Here is an 18,936-nt window from a genome sequence, read left to right as displayed (position 1 = left end):
CATCTGACCTCATATTTAAATAATAGCCAATAAATAAAGTTTTCTGAGGCTGTTTTACATACTAATATTTACCTTTTTAGTGTAAAATGACCACTTTTTACTGTTCCATTAGCAAAAACGACCTTAAACCAATAATCGTTAGTTGGAAGCTGATTCCCATTAAAAGTTCCATCCCAACTGCTTTCAGGTGAAGTTAATTTTTTTAGAAGTTTTCCATATCTATTATAAATATATATAGAATAATTTTTATTTGTCCTCCCTTTTAGTTTCCAAGTATCATTAAAACCATCATTGTTAGGTTTAAAAAACTTCGGATAATCTAAAATTGAAACTGTCGTTTCTAAAATTCCACATCCGTTAATTTCTTGAACATATATGGTATAATCACCACCATCCAGATTATTAAACTCATTGCTTCTCTGATAATTAACTCCATCTAAAGAAAATTCATACTCTAAATTAGAGTTGATAATAACCTCTAGACTATTATTACTACTAAACTCTCTTATTTTAATTTCATAATCAGAAATAGGCATCACATTCGTTATTGTAACATTAACTTCTGAGATATCTGAACCACAAATGCCATTGGTAACCGTATAAGTATAAATTCCTGCAACATCTAATGTGGGATTAAAAACACCTGTTCCACTGGTTAAACTTGGTGACCATATGCCTCCTGTATCTGGTGTACCCGTTAGACTCTCAAATAAATCGACGGAACTACTATTTATACAAATTTCTAAACTTCCATTCTCTCCTGCATTTGGTAATGCTTCAATAGTTACATCAACTTCTGAAGTGTTTGAACCACAAACGCCATTGGTAACCGCATAAGTATAAACTCCTGCATCATCTACTGAAGGATTAAAAACACCTGTTCCACTGGTTAAACTTGGTGTCCATATGCCTCCTGTATCTGGTGTACCCATTAGACTATCAAATAAATCGACGGAACTACTATTTATACAAATCTCTAAACTTCCATTCTCTCCTGCATTTGGTAATGCATCAATAGTTACATCAACTTCTGAAGTGTCTGAACCACAAACACCATTGTTAACCGTATAAATATAAACTCCTGGAGTATCTACTGAGGGATCAAAAATACCTGTTCCACTGGTTAAACTTGGTGTCCATACTCCCCCTGTATCTGGCGTACCTGTTAGACTGTCAAACAAATCGACGGAACTACTATTTATACAAATCTCTAAACTTCCATTTTCTCCTGCACTTAATGTATTCGCTTGTTGAAAATCAAAAACACTATCGGAATTATTATCTAAAGGGGGTGTATAACCATCGGTCTCGCCAATAATTAATCCATTGACATCAACATCATCAGGTAAATTTCCCAAAGTCCCATTCTGATCACTATCTGTAAAGCCTGCCTCTATAACATCAAAACATCCGTCATTATCACTATCTAGATCTTGATGGTCTGGATAGCTATCGGAGTCCGTATCTCTATTCGGGTCTCCATTTTGTTCTATAATATCAAGAATTCCGTCGTTATCATCATCCAAATCATCATCATTTAAAATTCCATCATTATCAAAATCTGGGATACATTCATCTCTAATTTCTTCTTCACTACTACATTTTGAAGGATTATCAGATATAAAAATTTCACCATTAATAATTCCATTAGTTAATAAATTGCATAAAATTGAACAATCAGTTAAAGAATGATTCCCGCTAATACTTATAGCTGTTCCTCCAGGTGCATCTGCTATAAAAACACTTTCTAAGCCATTTAAATTTGTTAATAAAGGATTATTCCCAATACCTAAAGCTCTAACTTCTATTAGATTTCTAAATCCCTGTAGATTCATTAGTTTATTATTTTGACCTATGCCTAAATCGCCTTCTAACTTAGTTAACCCTGTGAACCCAGTTATTTCTATAAGATTATCGTTTTCCAGAATATATAAGTTACCCCAAGAAGGATTTAAATCTCCAATAATTTGAATATTATTAAATCCATTTATTTGTGCTAAACCTGTCGTAAAAATCTCTAAACCACTACCAATAGTAATTAGATTTTCGAATGAGGGAATCATTGTTAAATTTGGGCTTCCACTTAAATTCATAATTTTTGTTACTATTGCTAAATTTGTAAAACCATTAATAGTTAATAGATTACGATTTTCGGTAATGTCAATATTACGAATTACTTCCCTTAAAGAATTAAAACCACTTATTTCAAGAAGTGAATCATTGTTTTCAATACTGAGATTTCCTTTAAGGGGTGAAGCATCGGGTCCGCCACCAATTCTAACCAAGTTATCAAACCCCTCAAGTTTTTCCATTGCATTAGCTCTACGTATCACAAAATATCCATCAATATTTAGTAAATTACTGAAGGTAGATATTGTTTCTAATGCTTAATTCTCAGACACTTGAAAGTTTCCTCCAATTTTTTCTAACGCATTAAATCCTTTTATATCCTTTAAAACAGAATAATTTCCAATAATTAAAAAATCTCCATTGACCGTTTGCAACTTATTAATTCCTTCAATAGTTCCAATTAAATGACTTTGATCAATTATAAAATCACCACCAACGAATTCTAAATTACTAAAGTTTGATACGCTCGTTATTTCAGAATAGGAAATTATTAAGGATCCTTCTATTCTTTTAATAGCTGTTACCTCGGAAATATCGATAGCGTCACCTATGTATACCGTACCAGTAATGACTTCACATGTTCCATAATTTGAAATAAAACTTTCAACGTCACTTTGACTATTCAAATAAACATCTCCGGTAGGACATTGAGAAAATAAAATATGATTTATTAAGACGAAAAAACATAGCGTTAATTTTTTTATCATTTTAATAATGTGATTTAGAAAAGGTTGACAAATATATTAATATTTGTCAATTTAAACCCATTCCATTTACATTTAACCTCTTCTCCTCTGCCCTTTAAGCAAAAAGCATGTCCAATTAACATCCTTAAATAAACTTTTGAGTTTAAAAAAATTGGAGAAAATTGTCTATTGCTAACGCTTTTTTCCAAAGCAAAGTAACATAACGCAGTACATTATAGTACAAATATATTGTTTTGAGTAAAATGGCGAATACTGTGTATTTAAAATAATTATAGATATAATTAACACGCTAGTGTTTTATATCGTCAACAATTATGTTACAGCCATTTTCGATACGTTAAGTTTATTCGTAAGCTATAATTCTATATTATGTGTAAATAGCCCAGAATATTATCGTTTCTAAGATTATTCATTGCTTGGATCATTTAACATTGGTTTGGTTTTCTGCTAAACAATAAACATTCCGTTTTTTATTAATTAGACTACAAACAGTTTATTGTTAACGTAAAGGGAAATTAAAAAGACCGCTAGAGATAATATAGGTTCATTAATATTTATTATGGGATATAAATGAACTTTTAGATTTAAATTCAGTTGTTCATTATGTATTGTATACATATAATATATATTTTATTAAGAATATAAATATTAATTAAGTTTATCTAGCTTAATGAAGTTTCAGTAAAGATTTCCAGCTAACTAAAATAAAAAAGCAGAATAAAAAATGAGTCTTTCAAAAGAAAAGACTCATTCATTTTATGATTTGTGTTTATAAGCCACGATACGCTACATAGGTTTTTCTAATATCAATGGAAGTAAGGCCAAAATTAGGTCTTTCTACAGGATCTCCGTTTAAATGAGTGTAAACGGGTAAATTATTTCTCTTAAGGAAATCGCGTAAAATTAGATGATTTCTGGGCCAAGAGCCATATAACATAACCGAATTATAGTCAAAAGGAAGTGAATCATCATAAACACTTTCTTTACTCAGATTTGCTTTTAAAGTAGCGACTATAGATTTTCCATTTTCTCCGAGTTTATTCATTCCTTCTTTTATAAATTGGTAATCTTTATTAGTATGAAAATTTGCTAAATAAGAATCTCTCTTCGGACGTTGATGCTCATGTCCAAATCCAACTGCGTGTCCTATTTCATGAACAATTGACTGAAAATCACATGTTAAAGACAAATTCATACTACCTTCTACTGATCCGACAGAGCAATTACAACCTGACGATTTTTTAAAGATTGTTATTTTTTTTAAATGAGAATTAGCAGGTACAATTTTAAACCTCATATTGGTTTTATTAGCCCAATGGCTCATTGCTTTGAAAATTGTAGCATATTGTTTTTTACTAAAATTATTTTTGTCATTAAAAGCAAAATGAATCCATCGACCTTCCCATAATTCTGCGCCATACAATATGTTAGAGTTAATGGATGATCGAAGCTTCGTAGTTTCTGTACTGTACTTTTTTTTAAAATATGCAATATCATTATCAATATCTTCAATTTCAAATTCATTAACGTTATATATTTTTAAAATATTAACTGAAGATTTTGGAATTAACATATCTCCTAGTAAGATTAAGAAATTATCTTCTTTGTGTTTATCTATATATAGGTTAATATTACCTAAGCTTTCTCCAATAATTATTTTTTCATTATTGGTTAAATTATCCTTTTTTATGTCGGTAAAAACTCCTTTATCGTCGTAACAAGAAGTGAATAAAACTAAAATAGAATAATAAAGAAAGAAGTATAATTTAGTTTTTATTTTTAACTTCATTTTCTAGTTTTTTAATTTTATTATTAAGCTGAATAATGTAAAGTGATAATTCTTCTACAGTTTGTAAAAGATTTTTCGTAGTATCATCAATACTATAACTTCCATACTTTTTTATTGCTCTTTTAGAATTAAAGTTAGGTAAATGTTTGTTTTTAGAAATAAAGGTTTCTAATTCCTCAATAGGTTTTAAATTATAATTTGATTCAAAAACATAATCAGGCCAGTCCGAAGAGTCACTAGAAATTTCAATATCTTTTGTCAAAATAGTCCCACTAACACTCAATTTTTTTTGAGGGTTATTAGTTCCTATTCCAATATTTCCATTGTTAGCAATACACATTCTAATAGAAGAATTGGTTAAGAAATTCAAACCATTTTTAGGCCCGTAACCGCCACTTTTTCTGTTACTTGCAATTCTCTCACCAGAGTCCCAAACATAGGATGTGCCAAATACTACGCCATTATCGAGACCATTGGAAGTTCCTTGATTGTTTACTAACAGCCATCCATCTAAAGATATGTTAGTATAGTTATAAGCTTGATCTTGAGAAAAGCACATAAAGGACCAAAGCATAAGGATTAACAAAAAAAAATTTTTCATAATTAAAGGGTTTAAAAATTAAAATATTTTTTCTGCTAAATAGTAAGGGTATTACAAATGTATTACTTTATAGTGATTGGCTATATTTTAACATTTGTAATTCTTCTTGATTCATTATTTATATTTTGCATTATTCGAAAATCAAAATAGTTTAAAAAACGTAAATATATCATAATCAGTGTTTTAAAAGAAATATTTGTAATTTCTTTCACTTCTGATATTTGATTTATAAGAAGCTTATAACTAGACATTTGAACCTATATTTATGTCATTGTTAGTAATGTACACTACCTACAAATAATAACCTTTTGTTTTAATTAAAGTTTTGTGTAGTTGTTTTAGTTCTATTGAATAGAACTATATACACCTAAAATTTTCCTTTGTAAAAAGAGTACTTAATTTTATATCAATCTTTTTGTATGGTTCATGATAAGCATCATTCTGTATTGTTAAGAGAATGATCTATATTTATAATTTATGTTAGAAACAGAGTGAGACTTCATTTTATTTTTAATTAAAGTGTATTTTTGTCAAAAAATAGATTTTTTAATAAAAAAATAAAATGAAAATAATTAAAAAAATATCAATAGTTTTTTCTTTGATTTTATTAATGGCATCATGTGATGATACTTACAGTCCACCTCCTGAAACCGAAAAAGTATACACTTTAAATCTAAACCTAAGTAATTTCCCAAAAAATATACCTAATGATTTAAATCTTAGAAATTACTTATGGGTTTCAAAAAAAGGAGAAAATAAGTATATTTTCCTAAAATCATTTCTGTTTTTAAGAGACAGTTTACATCCCAGTAGAAAAAAAATTTTGATAAAACAAGAAGAATTGATAGAAGAAGATATAGATATTATTATAACTGTTGAAGAAAGTTATAAAAAGCCATCAGAACCATCTAATTGGATCTTATGCAAAGGCTCGGGAAACCTTTCATCAAACCCTATATCTTTATCCTTTGAAGATGGACTCTTTAATTCAGAAAATGAAAGTTTTCTTAATTCTAAAGCTAGCTTTTTTCTTAATGCTCCCTCTGCAGGTTCCGTCGGAGGAAATCACAATGGAATCTGGTTTATTAATGATCTTTCTGCTACTACTGGAGGGTTCGAAAACTTTCCTGTTTTAGGTGAAAATTGGGAATATGGCGCATGGATATTATTAGATGATAATACCCCAGCGGACAACATTGTTCATCTTCCCATTGGAAAATTCACAAATATATCTCAAGCTGACACTAGTATTTACGGTACTTCATTTAATAATGAATTTAAGGGGGCTAATTCTGTTTATCCATTTGTTGGAGAAGATTTTATTGAGGATCCTAACGGCAAATTCTCAAATCTAGATTTTCCCTTAGATCTTAGAAGACCGTCAACTGTTTTAAATAGTCATCCAAATGTTATTATTACAATAAGACCGAAATCTTATGAAAATACAACACACCCCTTTTTTATATGGATATTTGATAAACATATAGGTATAAACGAATCATTATCGGAAAAAATAATAATGAATAACCGAAATCAAGGAGTTAATTTTTCCGGAAAATTATCTCTGATACCCGAAAGCTAACTAACAGTTTTAAAAAAGTTACAATAAAAAACACCTATTTTAGGTGTTTTTTTTATTTAAAATTTAGTAAAGGTATATCTATGTATATAGATCTTTAGTAAGTAATAAAAACGTATTAATAAAATCATTGATATACCCTTTGTTGAATAAGTGAAACTGATTACTCGTGCAATTATGATTACCATAAAAGCATCAACTTTACACTTTTTAATTACCCTGTAAACGTTTCCAAAGTGTTTGTATTAAAAATTTGGCATCTCGTTGGTTTTTTGGTGTTTCCGTTGCTTGAATTTTTCTTTCTTTTTCTTCTAGTAGATAAGAAAAGGCGAAAAAAGAAGAGCCATCCTCTCTTGGAATAACCCCAAAACGTAAATCGTTAAAGTACCATTGCCCATCTTTTTTTTCAATAATGTACCAACCTTCTGCAATTTTTATAAGCCTCTGAATGTTAGTATACTTAATTAAATCAGCTGATTTTTCACGAAGTTTGGGGTATTTTTTGAATTGTATAGGTTGGGTATCGAAAAAAGAATAATCAGTTGTAAGATAATAATCTTTTGTATCAATATTGGCATTCCATAAAATGGTATTTAAAGGGGATGGTCGCGAACTAATTGTTGTATATTCGATACCTTGATTTTTTAATGCTGTTTCAATTGTTCGATGGGCATAAAATTTTAAAATTAGGGTACTTAATAAGTAGGTTGTAGAAAGTATGAGTCCCATTTTATTGAGACGTGTTCTGAGTTTTAGATTTTTTTGAAAACATGCTACACCAATGCATCCCACGAGTAATGGTAGTGTATACAAAGGATCAATAACAAAAATAGCATTGAAAGCTACCTTTATATCAAAAGGCCAGCATAATTGAGTTCCCCATGTAGTAAATGCATCTAATAAAGGATGTGTAATTAAGCTTCCAAAAAATAGTTTCGTCCATGCTTGCCAACCTAGATTTTTTTTGTACTCCAATTTATTCACAAGCCACCCTAGAAGAGGTGCCATAAATATGGAAAATAAAATAGAATGACTAAAACCTCGATGTAATTCTATCGCTGTAATAGTATCTGTAAATAAACCTAAGCATACATCTAAATCAGGAATTGTGCCTCCAATAGCTCCGTAAAGTAATGCTTTATTACCAATTTTTTTACCTAAAACAGCTTCTCCAACGGCAGCACCTAATACAATTTGGGTAAGTGAATCCAATTTTTTCTAATTATATTTTATAATGATTACTTTTTTAATGCTTAATCACACAACCTCTTCAATTTGTTTTGAGTATCATTTTAAAAAAAATGCTTATGCTTGTGATTACTATTTTGAATCGTGTGTTTGTTTGAAAAATTATTTTAAATCCCATTAATATAATTACTAAAAGGATCATTAAATTGATAGCCTGTATTGAAACGCTCTTTACTCAAGATTTTATATTCTGACAATGCCCAAAGTATAAATTCTTGTAAGAAAGAGATGTCTTTTTCAGTAGTATTTGGCTGATATTTTTTTATTAATGAAGTCAAAGGAACAATGGAATTTAATTGTTCTTTGAAATATAAATCGTCCATATCATCAAGCAACTCCACCGCCTCTTTTGTTGTAAACCATTCTGAAATTGCATCGTATGGTGAGGTCTCATCGTCTTTCCTTAATTTCTTGATTTCAGGAAATAAGGTATTAAAAATTGTTTTGATAGCACTGTTTAGTAGAAGATGAGCCACAATATCAGCTCCCTCCTGCTCTCCTTCGTAAACCAATTCCATTTTACCTGTTATAGCAGGAATAGTTCCTAAAAAATCGAGTACTCTCACCGATGTTTCTGTTTCTTCATTCAGTAAACTTCTTCGCTCGGCAGTACTTAAAAGATTTTCAAAAATAGCAATACTCATTCGGGCACTTACCCCACTTTTTAAGTCTACATATTCACTTTTTCTTGCTTCAAACACTAACTGCTCTATGATATCTCTAGCCATATCAGGAACATATATTTTAGTTTTTTGCTCCGCTAAGTAAGTAGCCTCTTGCGCTGTAATTTTCTTAGCAATTTCGATGGTTTTGGGATAGTGTGTTAAAATTTGAGAACCAATACGATCTTTTAACGGAGTTACAATACTTCCTCTATTTGTATAATCCTCAGGATTTGCCGTAAATACAAACTGTATATCTAAAGGTAACCGCAATTTAAAACCTCTTATTTGAATATCTCCTTCTTGTAGAATGTTAAAAAGAGAAACTTGAATTCGAGCTTGTAAGTCAGGTATTTCATTAATAACAAAGATACACCGGTTGGCTCTTGGAATCATTCCAAAATGTATTACACGATCATCTGCATAATTTAATTTCAAATTCATCGCCTTGATAGGATCCACATCTCCAATTAAGTCTGCTACAGTTACATCAGGAGTAGCTAATTTTTCAAAAAAACGCTCTTCTCTATGCACCCAAGAAATAGGAGTTTCATCTTTATGTTCAGCAATCAACTCTTTAGCGTATCTTGATAAAGGGTATAAAGGATCGTCATTAATTTCAGATCCTTTTACAATAGGTATATATTCATCAAGTAACGTAACCATTAACCTAGCTAGCCTTGTTTTTGCCTGCCCTCTTAGTCCTAAAAGGTTGATGTTATGTTTCGATAAAATAGCTGTTTCTAGTTCTGGAATTACAGAGTCTTCATATCCCCAAACTCCTGTAAAAACAGTTTCTTGTTGCTTTAATTTTTTGATAAGGTTATTTCGTAATTCGTCTTTTATTGAAAGCGATTGATAACCTGATGCTTTTAGGGCTCCTAATGTTTTTATATTCTGGTGATTCATGTTAAATATTGTAATAAAGTATGTAGAGAATACTTTTTTATTGTTGTTCTTATTAAAATTTTCGAATATTTCTTTTTCTGTTTTGTTCGTAATCTTCAAAAATCATTTCTCCTAAACCTTTTAAACCAGTATAGAAAGCTTTTCCTTGATTGGCAACCGTAAAATGCTGAATAAATTGCATTAAATAAGGGTCTTTTGCTATCATAAATGTGGTAATGGGGATGTGCAATTTTCTAGCTTGAGCGGCCATATTGTAACATTTTTCAACAATATAACTATCTAAACCATTACTGTTTTTATAATAAGTGCCATCAGATAACCTTAAACAGCTAGGTTTTCCGTCCGTTATCATAAAGATTTGCTTATTGGTATTTCTTTTTCTCCTTAAAATATCTAATGCAAGTTGCAAACCTGCTACGGTGTTGGTATGATACGGACCTACCTTTAGATAAGGTAAATCTTTAACGGAAATCATCCAAGCATCGTTTCCAAAAACTAAAATATCCATGGTATCTTTAGGGTAACGAGTTCTAATAAGTTCTGTTAACGCCATTGCTACCTTTTTGGCAGGAGTAATTCTGTCTTCTCCGTATAGAATCATGCTATGACTAATATCAATCATCAATACAGTGCTCATTTGAGCTTTAAAATTTGTTTCTTGCACAATAAGGTCCTGATCCGTCAACGAAAAATTACCTATTCCATTATTAACCTGCGCATTCTTAATGCTTTCTGTCATAGAAATTCTATCTAAGGAATCTCCAAAATTATAATCTCTAAATTCTCCTGTAAGCTCATCTCCTGCACCACTTTTTTTTGTTTTATGATTACCAGCACCGTGTTTTTTTAAGTTTCCAAAAATTTGATTTAATGCATTTTGTCGCAGGGCTTGTTCTGTTTTTGAAGTAATTTTTATTTTCTTGTCATTTGGGTCATCTCCATTACCGGTACTATCACCAAATTCTTCCCTTATATAGCCTTTATTTTTTAAATCTTCCAAAAAATCATCCAATGTATATTCAGGAGTAGTTAGCTTATATTCTTTATCTAATTGTTTTAACCAAGTAAACGCTTCATCAAAATCTCCAGAAGTATAAGTAAGTAATTCTTTGAAGATATCAAATAATTTATCAAATGGGGGGATTTCTTTTTCCTTAAACTTTTCAAAACGTAACCCTTTTGTGTACTGTTTAACCATGTTATAAAAATACGACTATTTGTTTTTTAAAACCAGTTATTATCTTTTAATAGATAAATTATAATGTATATAAATTAGTTAAAAGAATCCATTAAAGCTTCTTTTTCTTTTATGAGAAGTAAAATAATGTCCCCTTTGTAGCGTTTTTTACAAATTTAAAAAATTACAACTTTTGATATTTTTTTCCTATTGTTAACTTAGATACTAGATTTAGTATCTAATCTTTTATAGCCCAAACCTTATAATAAAAAACAACTCGCAACAAAATTATTATATTTTTAATAATAAAGCCTAAAGTCTAATAGTTTACATACTTTATAGTGCTTTTGATATAATTTTTCAACTACATTTAACATATCATCATCTTCTTCAAAAAGATTAAAGAAAACTTTGTCTAAATTAGCACTAGAAACTTCAGGGTAGTTGTTTCCATATCCAGAAATACCTTTAGCTCCTGTTATGTCAAGGAAATACTGAGCTTCTTCTTCATCTAAATCAAGAATTTTTGCGCTAGAAAAATGAAGTAACTTACCATTTAATTTTCCTTCAAAAATTTCTGCAATTTCTTGTAGGCTATAATAGTAGTTGTTCAGGCAAATACTATTTGCTTCTCCTTCCATTACCAAATATATGATTTCGTAATTTTTAAAATTATGATCATCTAAAACTAACGTATTTAAACTGCCTTCTAAAGCTTCAATGGTGTCACAAGTTTTATGAACACTTGTAATTCCATATTGCATAGCTAACTCCTCTAATTTTTTTTGCGTTCGGGTAGTTTCTATTATTTCAATATCACGAACAGCCTCTAAGCAGAATATAAAATAATCTGTAGGTAAATAATTTTCTTCCGGTAAATGCTGTTTTCTTTCTAACAAATCTTAGTTTTTGAAGCTAAAACGCAAAAATAATACAACTATTTTATTTTTTTAAAAGTGATTTCAAACATTAAAATATAACAAACTTCAAATTCTCGCAAGCCTCTCCTCTATTCTATTGATAGACAATAATATTTTTCTTTTTAGCTGGCTTAACTTGTAAATTAATTAATAGGTTTTATTTTTTGAAATAAAGTTTCTTTAAACGTCTTTCCAACAGGTACTTTTTGTTGATTAATATAAACAATGTTTCCGGTTACTTTCTCTATATAGTTTAGATTAATTATAAATGACTTATGTACTTGAATAAAATGATCCTTTTTAAGATAGTTATTCCATTTTTTTAGGCTATCAATAAAAGTAAGGCTATTTATTTTTGTAACCACTGTTACATAGTTTCGATCTGATTGAACATAAATTATCGAATTTAAATCTACTTTATGAAGTGTTTTGTCTACATTAATAAAAACGGCATCTTCATTCTGAGTTATTTCAAGAACATCCGTTTTTATAATACTGGTATTTAATTGCTGCTTTGTATCTAGTTTATTAATGGCCTTTAAAAACCTCTCAAAACTAAAAGGTTTTAACAAGTAATCTATAATACTTTCATATTCAAAACTTTCAGCCGCATAGTTTGCGTAGGCGGTGGTCATTATTACCTTTGGTGGATTTGAAAGTGTTTTTAAAAAATTAAGTCCTGAGATCGTTGGTAAATTAATATCTAAAAATAACAGGTCTATATTTTCTTTTTTTAAAACAGTATTCGCTTTTATAGGTGAATTAAAGACCCCTTTGATTTCTAAATCAGGAATTTTATGAATATAGGATACAAGAATTTCTTGAGCGGGTATTTCATCTTCTATAATAATACAGGTCATTGTAAAATAATTTCTAATTGAGCAATAAATGTGTTTTCTATTTTGAGAATAGTAAAACTATGTGTATTGGGATATAACAAATGCAGTCGTTTTTTTAAATTTTTAAGCCCAATTTGAAAGCCTTCTGTATGTCTTGTAGTCCCGTCCATTGCAAACTCATTGGAACAATAAAATTTAAGTACACCATCATTTACATTTAATTCTATTACAATGTCACTCAGTGCATCTTCTTTATAAGTACTATGTTTAAAAGCATTTTCAATAAGACTAATAAGTAGCAAAGGGGCTATTTTATAATTATAGGAAGTAATATTCTTATTAAAAATAACTCGATTTATACCTTCTGTCCTTAATTTTTGAAACTCTAAATAATTATCTATGAACCCAATTTCTTCTTCTAATGCAATTGTTTTAACTTCACTTTGGTATAAAATATATTTTAAATTTTCGGAAAGCATAAGAATCATCTCAGCTACATTATCGCTGCCTTTTACTGCCTGAGCGTATACCGTATTCATGTTATTAAATAACACATGTGGGTTTATTTGAGATTTTAAAAATTTCAACTCAATTTCAAGCCGTTCTTTATCTGATAACTCCAATTGCTTTTGTTTCTCAAATAATAAGAACAAAAACCAAATTAATGATAAAAAAATAAGTGGTAATAAAAATTTCCATAAGTTACTGCCCAAGCAAATCGTATACTCACAGTAACAATTAATAATATAATAACAATAAAATGTAGTAACTATAAAAAGTAAAGCTATAATTATAAAAGAATATGTAAGGTAATTTAAGTATCGCTTTTTCTTAAAAAAATAAGGTAGTAAAAAAAACTCATTAGCGTAGGTTAAAGGCAATACTATAATTAATAGTTTTATGTCTATTCTATCATACCAACTTGTTGGTTCTTTTCCGTAATAGGGTTTTAGAATGAACACAATAAAAAAATACAACACCCAAAAAAATAAGTGTGTTATTGGTTTTACTAAAAATTTATAATTCATACTTTTTGGTTAAAATACGACTCTTAAAATTACATATAAAGGTAGTTATCCTTTTATTGACTCCAAAAAAAATGTATGAAAGTAATATTGATTAAGATGAAACGCTTTTTATAAATGTATCAACTGATGAAATGTACCATTAAAGCTTTTATACATCATCATCTCATATTTGTACACTTTGTTTTTAATTAAAGACTTATCATTCTAGTTTTAAATTTAAATTAAAGATATAGAAATATGAGTATGGAAAGAATAATAAGTTCATTAATTTTTTTTATGGTTTACAATACAACGTTTGCTCAACATACAATAGAGGGAAACGTTTTTGATGCAAAGACAAACGAGGCTATCGTTTGGGCTAACATTGTACTTTATCAAAATCAAAATGTAATTAAAGGCGTAATAACTTCTGAAGATGGAATATTTACAATTGATAACGTACTCGAAGGAGAATATAAATTAAAAGTAAGTTTTATCGGTTATAAAACTATTGAGTTACCGATTGCTATTCCAGTAAAAGATACCAATATGTTATCTATCAAATTAGAAACGGACGCCACCATATTAGAAGACGTTGTAATTCAGGCTGAGTTAACCACAGTTCAGCACAAAAGTGATCGTAAAATTATAAATATTGGTAAAGATTTATTGGCAACAGGTGCTGGAGCAGGTGAAATATTAAATCAATTACCTTCAATCACCGTTGACGAAACGAATAATATAAGTCTCCGGGGTGATCAAAATATAAAGATATTGGTAAATGGAAGAAATTCATCTCTGCCCAACGATCGGCTTTTACAACAAATACCTTCTGAAGCTATTGATAAAATAGAGATTATTAATAATCCATCAGCTAAATATCAAGCAGAAGGTCTGTCTGGTGTTATCAATATAATCACCAAAAAATCATATTTAAAAGGAGGTTATATTAATATTTCTCTTGGAGCCGGTACTGGAGATAAGCCTAGACATAATGGAAATTTAAATGCAAGTTATACCACAAATAAAGTAAAGGTATTTACGGATTATAGTTATTATAAAGGATACTACGAGCTTGACAGTACTAATGAAGAGGAACGTCAAAATCTTTCTTTTTTCACAGATTTAAATAGATTGAATACTTGGGAGTCTCCTGCTTATGTAAAAGGAGGAGTTGATTATTATATAGACTCAACTAATACAATTTCAGGATTTATAGAATTTAGTAAATTTAGATATAGCAGTCTTGATGCAAACAAAACAGAGCAACGCCTTAATTCAATACCAACTTCTCCTACATTATTAAACGTTATGACCATTGACAATGGTGGGGGACAGAATACTAATTATAATTTAAATTATAGAAAAGAATTTGATAAATCTAATCATTACTTTGAGATAGATGCTAATTTCTCTATATCACCTTTCAATTCAGATGTTGATCAAAAAACTACTGGAGATAGAATTGAAGGAACTAGGATTGAAGACTTAAAAAGTGATAGTAATATTTTAACTATGAGTGCTGATTATTACAATAGCAATGATCATAGAACTTGGGAATTTGGATTGCGTGGTGATTTCAGAGACCTAAACGAAATACAAAGAGTGGTTGTAACCAATCCAAATATTACAAATATCAATGCTGATTATTTTTATAACGATGAAATATATGCTTTATATGGTGTTTTAGATAAAAATATTGGCAAGTTTAAAGTTAAAATGGGGTTACGCGGAGAATATACAAATATTAGATTGTCTGCTAATGAAAGTATTATGAGTTATGATTACACTAATTTATTTCCTTCCTTGAGTAGCTCTTATGAAAAGAATGGGCATAATTTTTCTTTAAGTTATAGTCGCCGAATATCTAGACCTAATTTTTGGTGGATTAGCAATACTACCAATCAAATAAATCAATATTCTCAATTTAGGGGTAATCCAGATTTGAGGCCAGAATATTCGAATAAGATAGAATTTAGTTATTCTAAAGATTTTAAAGGTTTTAACTTAAACTCTTCATTATTTCTTAATGGAAAAGAAAATACAATTCGTTTTTTTAATACTATTGAAGGTAATAATAGAATAATTTCCCCACAAAATATTGGTAATAGTACCATTTATGGGTTGGAGTTATACTCTAAATTTAAATTTGCTAATTGGTGGAATGTTAATTTAAATGCAACTTATTATTTAGGAAAATATAATAATATTCAATTTTTAAATAATGAAACATTTAGTCAAGATTATAGGATTAATAATACATTTAAACCTTTTGATGACTTTAGTATTCAAGCCAATATTACTATTGCTCCGAGAAGAACTAGCCCTCAAGAAGAATTGGGGGGGATAACTTATATAAATCTGGCTTTTCGAAAAGATATTTTGAAGAAAAAGGGTAGTATAACTTTGAGAACAAATGATATTTTCAATTCAAGATTAAATAGCGCTATTGGAGACGTTAATGGATTTACTTTCAATAGAAGATTTATTTCTCCTTCTTCCAGATACTTATATTTAACGTTAAAATATAATTTTAAATTTGGTAATAATAATTTAGCGAACAAGAACCGTCAGAGAAAACGAAGAGAATACACAAAACGGAGTTAATTAAGGTTTTGTTTTAAAAAAAAGAAAGACTGATAATTGAAATCAGTCTTTCTTTTTAAATAACTATTCAAAATAAATTTAGTTTATTAAATTTTATACACTATAGCGCTAGAATTCAACAACTTAATACAGGTTGTTGTGTGTGTTTTTTATTTAAATTATAAATGAATAGAAAAATTTCACTAACTATTCAACCATTCTTTAAAGTCTGTAGTTTTTTGTCTGCTAACAACAAACTCTAAATCTCTTGAATTTAAAATCTGTAATTTTAATCGATGATTAAAGTATGGCTCTATTTTTTTTATTGCATACCTCATAACAATTTGTCCACGATTGATTCTATAAAATTCAGAAAGCTCTAAAGAATCAAACAAATTGTCTAAAGTTTCATCAATAATAAACCTTCTATTGTCAAGTGTAATCCCAAATGTAATACTTGTTTGAGAATAAATATAGGCTAATTCAGAAGTTTGTATCTGAATAAAGCTATTCCCCTCTTTCACAAGTATACCTTTTCTTCTTTTAGAAGTTTGCAACGAATTCAAAAGTTCTTTTAAAACAAGCGGTTCAATAACTTCTGGCTTAGATTTATTAAACTTATTTAAGGCATTATTCAAGTCTTCTTGTTGAATAGGCTTCAATAAATAATCGATACTATTAACTTTAAATGCACGAATGGCGTATTGATCAAAAGCAGTTGTAAAAATAATTGGAACGTTTATTTCAATTTTATGAAAAATTTCAAAACTCAAACCATCTGCTAATTGAATATCCATAAAAATTAAATCAGGGTAAGGGTTATCTTTAAACCATAAGACAGCTTCTTCAATACTATCAATTACGGATAATATTTGAAAATCAAAAGAACTATTTTTTAACAACTTATCTAATTGTCTCGCTGCACGTTGTTCATCTTCAATAATTAAAATTTCCATTGTTTATAATTTAGTTATAAAATTAAAGTAAAGGCAATTTTACGATAAAATCGTTGCCTTCATTTATAATTTCAGGTGTTTTACTTGATATTAATTTATATCTCTTTTGTATATTTTTTAGTCCTATTTTGGTAGAGGGAATTTTCGTGGATTTTAACTGAATTTTATTTCTAACTACTAAATGATCATCTTTAATGTTAATAGTGATAACAAGTGGTTTTGCCTTAGAAATAATATTATGCTTTATGGCATTTTCAATTAAAAGCTGAAGACTCATTGGAACTACTAAACAAGTCTCTTTATCTGGTGGTATATTCCATTTAATTTGCAAATTATTTCCAAACCTTTCCAGCTGTATGTAAACGTAAGCTCTTACAAATTTGAGCTCTTCCCTAATTGAAATTGTATTGGTAGCAGCAGAATCGAGAATAAAGCGATAAACATTCGATAAATTATCAACAAAATTGATTGCATATTCTTTGGATTCTTGATCTATAACATCTCTCAATGTATTTAAACTATTAAATAAAAAATGAGGCTGCGCTTGGTTTCTTAGAGTATCCAGTTGTGCTTGCACCATTATTTGTTTGACTTGCTCTTCAACTCTAATGGATTTTTTAAGCCTTATATAGTAATAAATAGCATCGTAAATAGCCATTATCATGAGTGTCGTGATTATAGTCGTTATCAATATTTTTAAGTCTAAACTGTGGGTATATTCAGTACCCAAAAGTCCAAAAATTAAAGAAAGTAAAAAACCTCCTATAAATTCAACTGAAATGATGACAATTATAAGAGAGAAAAATAAAATAGTTGTTCGTTTTATATCGTTTTTAAAGTCATTGTATTTTGTTCTTAGGAAGATTAAAATAGTCCTAATGATAATCCAATCTAAAATGGTAAAACATAAAAAAATACCCCATCTAATAAATATAATATGAAAGCTTGTTTCGTTTGATGCCTTATTGAGTAAGTAAAATAATATAATGCTAATAAAAAAAATACCTGCAAACGAAAACCAAATATCATTAAACCCTAGAGATTTTATACGTTTTTCTTTATTAAATAGAGCCATAGATTTAATTATAAAATTACTACATTATTACTTAAATAGGATATTTTTTAATAAAAAGTTAATTTAAGTTAACAAAAGTATCAAAAAACGAGTGCTATTACTTATTGATATTTACCATTACACTTATTTACGATACGAATAACGGAATTATTTGTGCACCGTGCAAATAGTGCTACGTATTACATAAGGAATAGATTTCCAAATTTATTATGGTTCAATAATTATAATCCTTAAATTACTTTTTTAGATCTGTTTATACTTTTTCTTTATATATTTTAATTGACATAAAACATAAAAAACCTATCGGACCAAACATAAGTGTTGTTATTAAAATAGGTGCCATAAGTACTGGGTGTATTTTTAAAGTATCGTTCTTTTCTACCATCCACATACCAAGAAAAAGATCAAAAGCTAAAAAATGTGTCCATCCAGCCAACACCTTTTTTTCATCTGTAAATAACTCTACTACAGATGCTAAATCTCCAAAATCCATCATTCCATTACTCAATAAAGAAGGTATAATATAAGAGGCATAAACTAAAGATAATAAAACAGGAATAAACTTAATTTCAATTAACCATCTTGTTATTTTATGGTTGGGTAGAAAAACTAGTAGTAACCACATTGGAGTTACTATTGTGCTGACGATTGAAAAAACTAATGAAGGTGTCATATGTTTTGAATTATTTATATTTATTTAAAATTACCCGGCAAATTTGAACTAAATAGTAGGTTTTCAGAAAAGAAACCT

At 28.9% G+C, this 18,936-nt stretch carries 15 protein-coding genes; 2 read left to right on the top strand and 13 right to left on the bottom strand.

The features are described from left to right. Positions 1-68: 68 nt before the first annotated feature. From AC2GW8_RS01465 to AC2GW8_RS01450, 4 genes are all read right to left on the bottom strand, one after another. Positions 69-2,312, bottom strand: a complete 2,244-nt coding sequence (locus AC2GW8_RS01465) for a T9SS type B sorting domain-containing protein (RefSeq protein ID WP_440881021.1) — start codon at positions 2,310-2,312, stop codon at positions 69-71. 75 nt (positions 2,313-2,387) lie between these two features. Next, positions 2,388-2,837, bottom strand: coding sequence for a hypothetical protein (locus AC2GW8_RS01460; protein WP_440881020.1), 450 nt, complete (start codon positions 2,835-2,837; stop codon positions 2,388-2,390). Positions 2,838-3,606: 769 nt separating this feature from the next. Beyond that, the gene (locus AC2GW8_RS01455; protein WP_440881019.1) at positions 3,607-4,626 is read right to left on the bottom strand and encodes a M12 family metallopeptidase; all 1,020 of its coding nucleotides are present in this window, start codon (positions 4,624-4,626) and stop codon (positions 3,607-3,609) included. Beyond that, positions 4,604-5,227, bottom strand: a complete 624-nt coding sequence (locus AC2GW8_RS01450) for a hypothetical protein (protein ID WP_440881018.1) — start codon at positions 5,225-5,227, stop codon at positions 4,604-4,606. Before AC2GW8_RS01450 ends, AC2GW8_RS01455 begins: the two co-directional genes overlap by 23 nt. Positions 5,228-5,789: 562 nt before the next feature. On the opposite strand from AC2GW8_RS01450, the gene AC2GW8_RS01445 reads away from it, so the two are divergent. Beyond that, complete coding sequence (locus AC2GW8_RS01445; protein ID WP_440881017.1) at positions 5,790-6,809, top strand: hypothetical protein; 1,020 nt, start codon at positions 5,790-5,792, stop codon at positions 6,807-6,809. Between the two features lie 207 nt (positions 6,810-7,016). Here the strand turns inward: AC2GW8_RS01445 and AC2GW8_RS01440 are convergent, their stop codons facing one another. The 6 genes from AC2GW8_RS01440 to AC2GW8_RS01415 all read right to left on the bottom strand — a co-directional run bounded on the left by AC2GW8_RS01440 (position 7,017) and on the right by AC2GW8_RS01415 (position 13,184). Then, complete coding sequence (locus AC2GW8_RS01440) at positions 7,017-8,018, bottom strand: metal-dependent hydrolase (protein ID WP_440881016.1); 1,002 nt, start codon at positions 8,016-8,018, stop codon at positions 7,017-7,019. Positions 8,019-8,161: 143 nt separating this feature from the next. Continuing rightward, positions 8,162-9,625: an AAA family ATPase gene (locus AC2GW8_RS01435; RefSeq protein ID WP_440881015.1), complete on the bottom strand. Its 1,464-nt coding sequence runs from the start codon at positions 9,623-9,625 to the stop codon at positions 8,162-8,164. Positions 9,626-9,677: 52 nt separating this feature from the next. After that, positions 9,678-10,823 (bottom strand): vWA domain-containing protein, encoded by a 1,146-nt coding sequence (locus tag AC2GW8_RS01430; protein WP_440881014.1) that lies wholly within the window; start codon positions 10,821-10,823, stop codon positions 9,678-9,680. A gap of 278 nt (positions 10,824-11,101) precedes the next feature. Next, positions 11,102-11,701, bottom strand: coding sequence for a DUF6642 family protein (locus AC2GW8_RS01425; RefSeq protein WP_440881013.1), 600 nt, complete (start codon positions 11,699-11,701; stop codon positions 11,102-11,104). A 164-nt stretch (positions 11,702-11,865) separates the two neighbouring features. Next, entirely contained in the window at positions 11,866-12,582 is a 717-nt protein-coding gene (locus AC2GW8_RS01420) for a LytR/AlgR family response regulator transcription factor (protein WP_440881012.1), read from the bottom strand. Next, positions 12,579-13,184, bottom strand: a complete 606-nt coding sequence (locus AC2GW8_RS01415; protein ID WP_440881011.1) for a sensor histidine kinase — start codon at positions 13,182-13,184, stop codon at positions 12,579-12,581. The genes AC2GW8_RS01420 and AC2GW8_RS01415 overlap by 4 nt, the downstream gene beginning before the upstream one ends. 648 nt (positions 13,185-13,832) lie before the next feature. On the opposite strand from AC2GW8_RS01415, the gene AC2GW8_RS01410 reads away from it, so the two are divergent. Continuing rightward, positions 13,833-16,175 carry a TonB-dependent receptor gene (locus AC2GW8_RS01410; protein ID WP_440881010.1) on the top strand — a complete coding sequence of 781 codons (2,343 nt, stop codon included), beginning with the start codon at positions 13,833-13,835 and terminating at the stop codon, positions 16,173-16,175. Between the two features lie 182 nt (positions 16,176-16,357). Here AC2GW8_RS01410 and AC2GW8_RS01405 read toward each other — a convergent pair whose 3' ends face one another. The 3 genes from AC2GW8_RS01405 to AC2GW8_RS01395 form a co-directional block, all read right to left on the bottom strand. After that, positions 16,358-17,110 (bottom strand): LytR/AlgR family response regulator transcription factor, encoded by a 753-nt coding sequence (locus AC2GW8_RS01405; protein ID WP_440881009.1) that lies wholly within the window; start codon positions 17,108-17,110, stop codon positions 16,358-16,360. Between the two features lie 22 nt (positions 17,111-17,132). Further along, positions 17,133-18,185: a sensor histidine kinase gene (locus AC2GW8_RS01400; RefSeq protein WP_440881008.1), complete on the bottom strand. Its 1,053-nt coding sequence runs from the start codon at positions 18,183-18,185 to the stop codon at positions 17,133-17,135. A 253-nt stretch (positions 18,186-18,438) separates the two neighbouring features. Next, the gene (locus AC2GW8_RS01395) at positions 18,439-18,858 is read right to left on the bottom strand and encodes an ABA4-like family protein (RefSeq protein WP_440881007.1); all 420 of its coding nucleotides are present in this window, start codon (positions 18,856-18,858) and stop codon (positions 18,439-18,441) included. Positions 18,859-18,936 lie beyond the last annotated feature (78 nt).

Source organism: Tenacibaculum profundi (assembly GCF_057162725.1).
This window is presented reverse-complemented; position numbering and strand designations above follow the sequence as displayed.

Excerpts from the sequence above, each read along its gene's own strand:
- AC2GW8_RS01465 (WP_440881021.1), bottom strand. The coding sequence starts at position 2,312 with ATGGAAAAACTTGAGGGGTTTGATAACTTGGTTAGAATTGGTGGCGGA.
- AC2GW8_RS01460 (WP_440881020.1), bottom strand. The coding sequence starts at position 2,837 with ATGATAAAAAAATTAACGCTATGTTTTTTCGTCTTAATAAATCATATT.
- AC2GW8_RS01455 (WP_440881019.1), bottom strand. The coding sequence starts at position 4,626 with ATGAAGTTAAAAATAAAAACTAAATTATACTTCTTTCTTTATTATTCT.
- AC2GW8_RS01450 (WP_440881018.1), bottom strand. The coding sequence starts at position 5,227 with ATGAAAAATTTTTTTTTGTTAATCCTTATGCTTTGGTCCTTTATGTGC.
- AC2GW8_RS01445 (WP_440881017.1), top strand. The coding sequence starts at position 5,790 with ATGAAAATAATTAAAAAAATATCAATAGTTTTTTCTTTGATTTTATTA.
- AC2GW8_RS01435 (WP_440881015.1), bottom strand. The coding sequence starts at position 9,625 with ATGAATCACCAGAATATAAAAACATTAGGAGCCCTAAAAGCATCAGGT.
- AC2GW8_RS01430 (WP_440881014.1), bottom strand. The coding sequence starts at position 10,823 with ATGGTTAAACAGTACACAAAAGGGTTACGTTTTGAAAAGTTTAAGGAA.
- AC2GW8_RS01420 (WP_440881012.1), bottom strand. The coding sequence starts at position 12,582 with ATGACCTGTATTATTATAGAAGATGAAATACCCGCTCAAGAAATTCTT.
- AC2GW8_RS01410 (WP_440881010.1), top strand. The coding sequence starts at position 13,833 with ATGGAAAGAATAATAAGTTCATTAATTTTTTTTATGGTTTACAATACA.
- AC2GW8_RS01405 (WP_440881009.1), bottom strand. The coding sequence starts at position 17,110 with ATGGAAATTTTAATTATTGAAGATGAACAACGTGCAGCGAGACAATTA.
- AC2GW8_RS01400 (WP_440881008.1), bottom strand. The coding sequence starts at position 18,185 with ATGGCTCTATTTAATAAAGAAAAACGTATAAAATCTCTAGGGTTTAAT.
- AC2GW8_RS01395 (WP_440881007.1), bottom strand. The coding sequence starts at position 18,858 with ATGACACCTTCATTAGTTTTTTCAATCGTCAGCACAATAGTAACTCCA.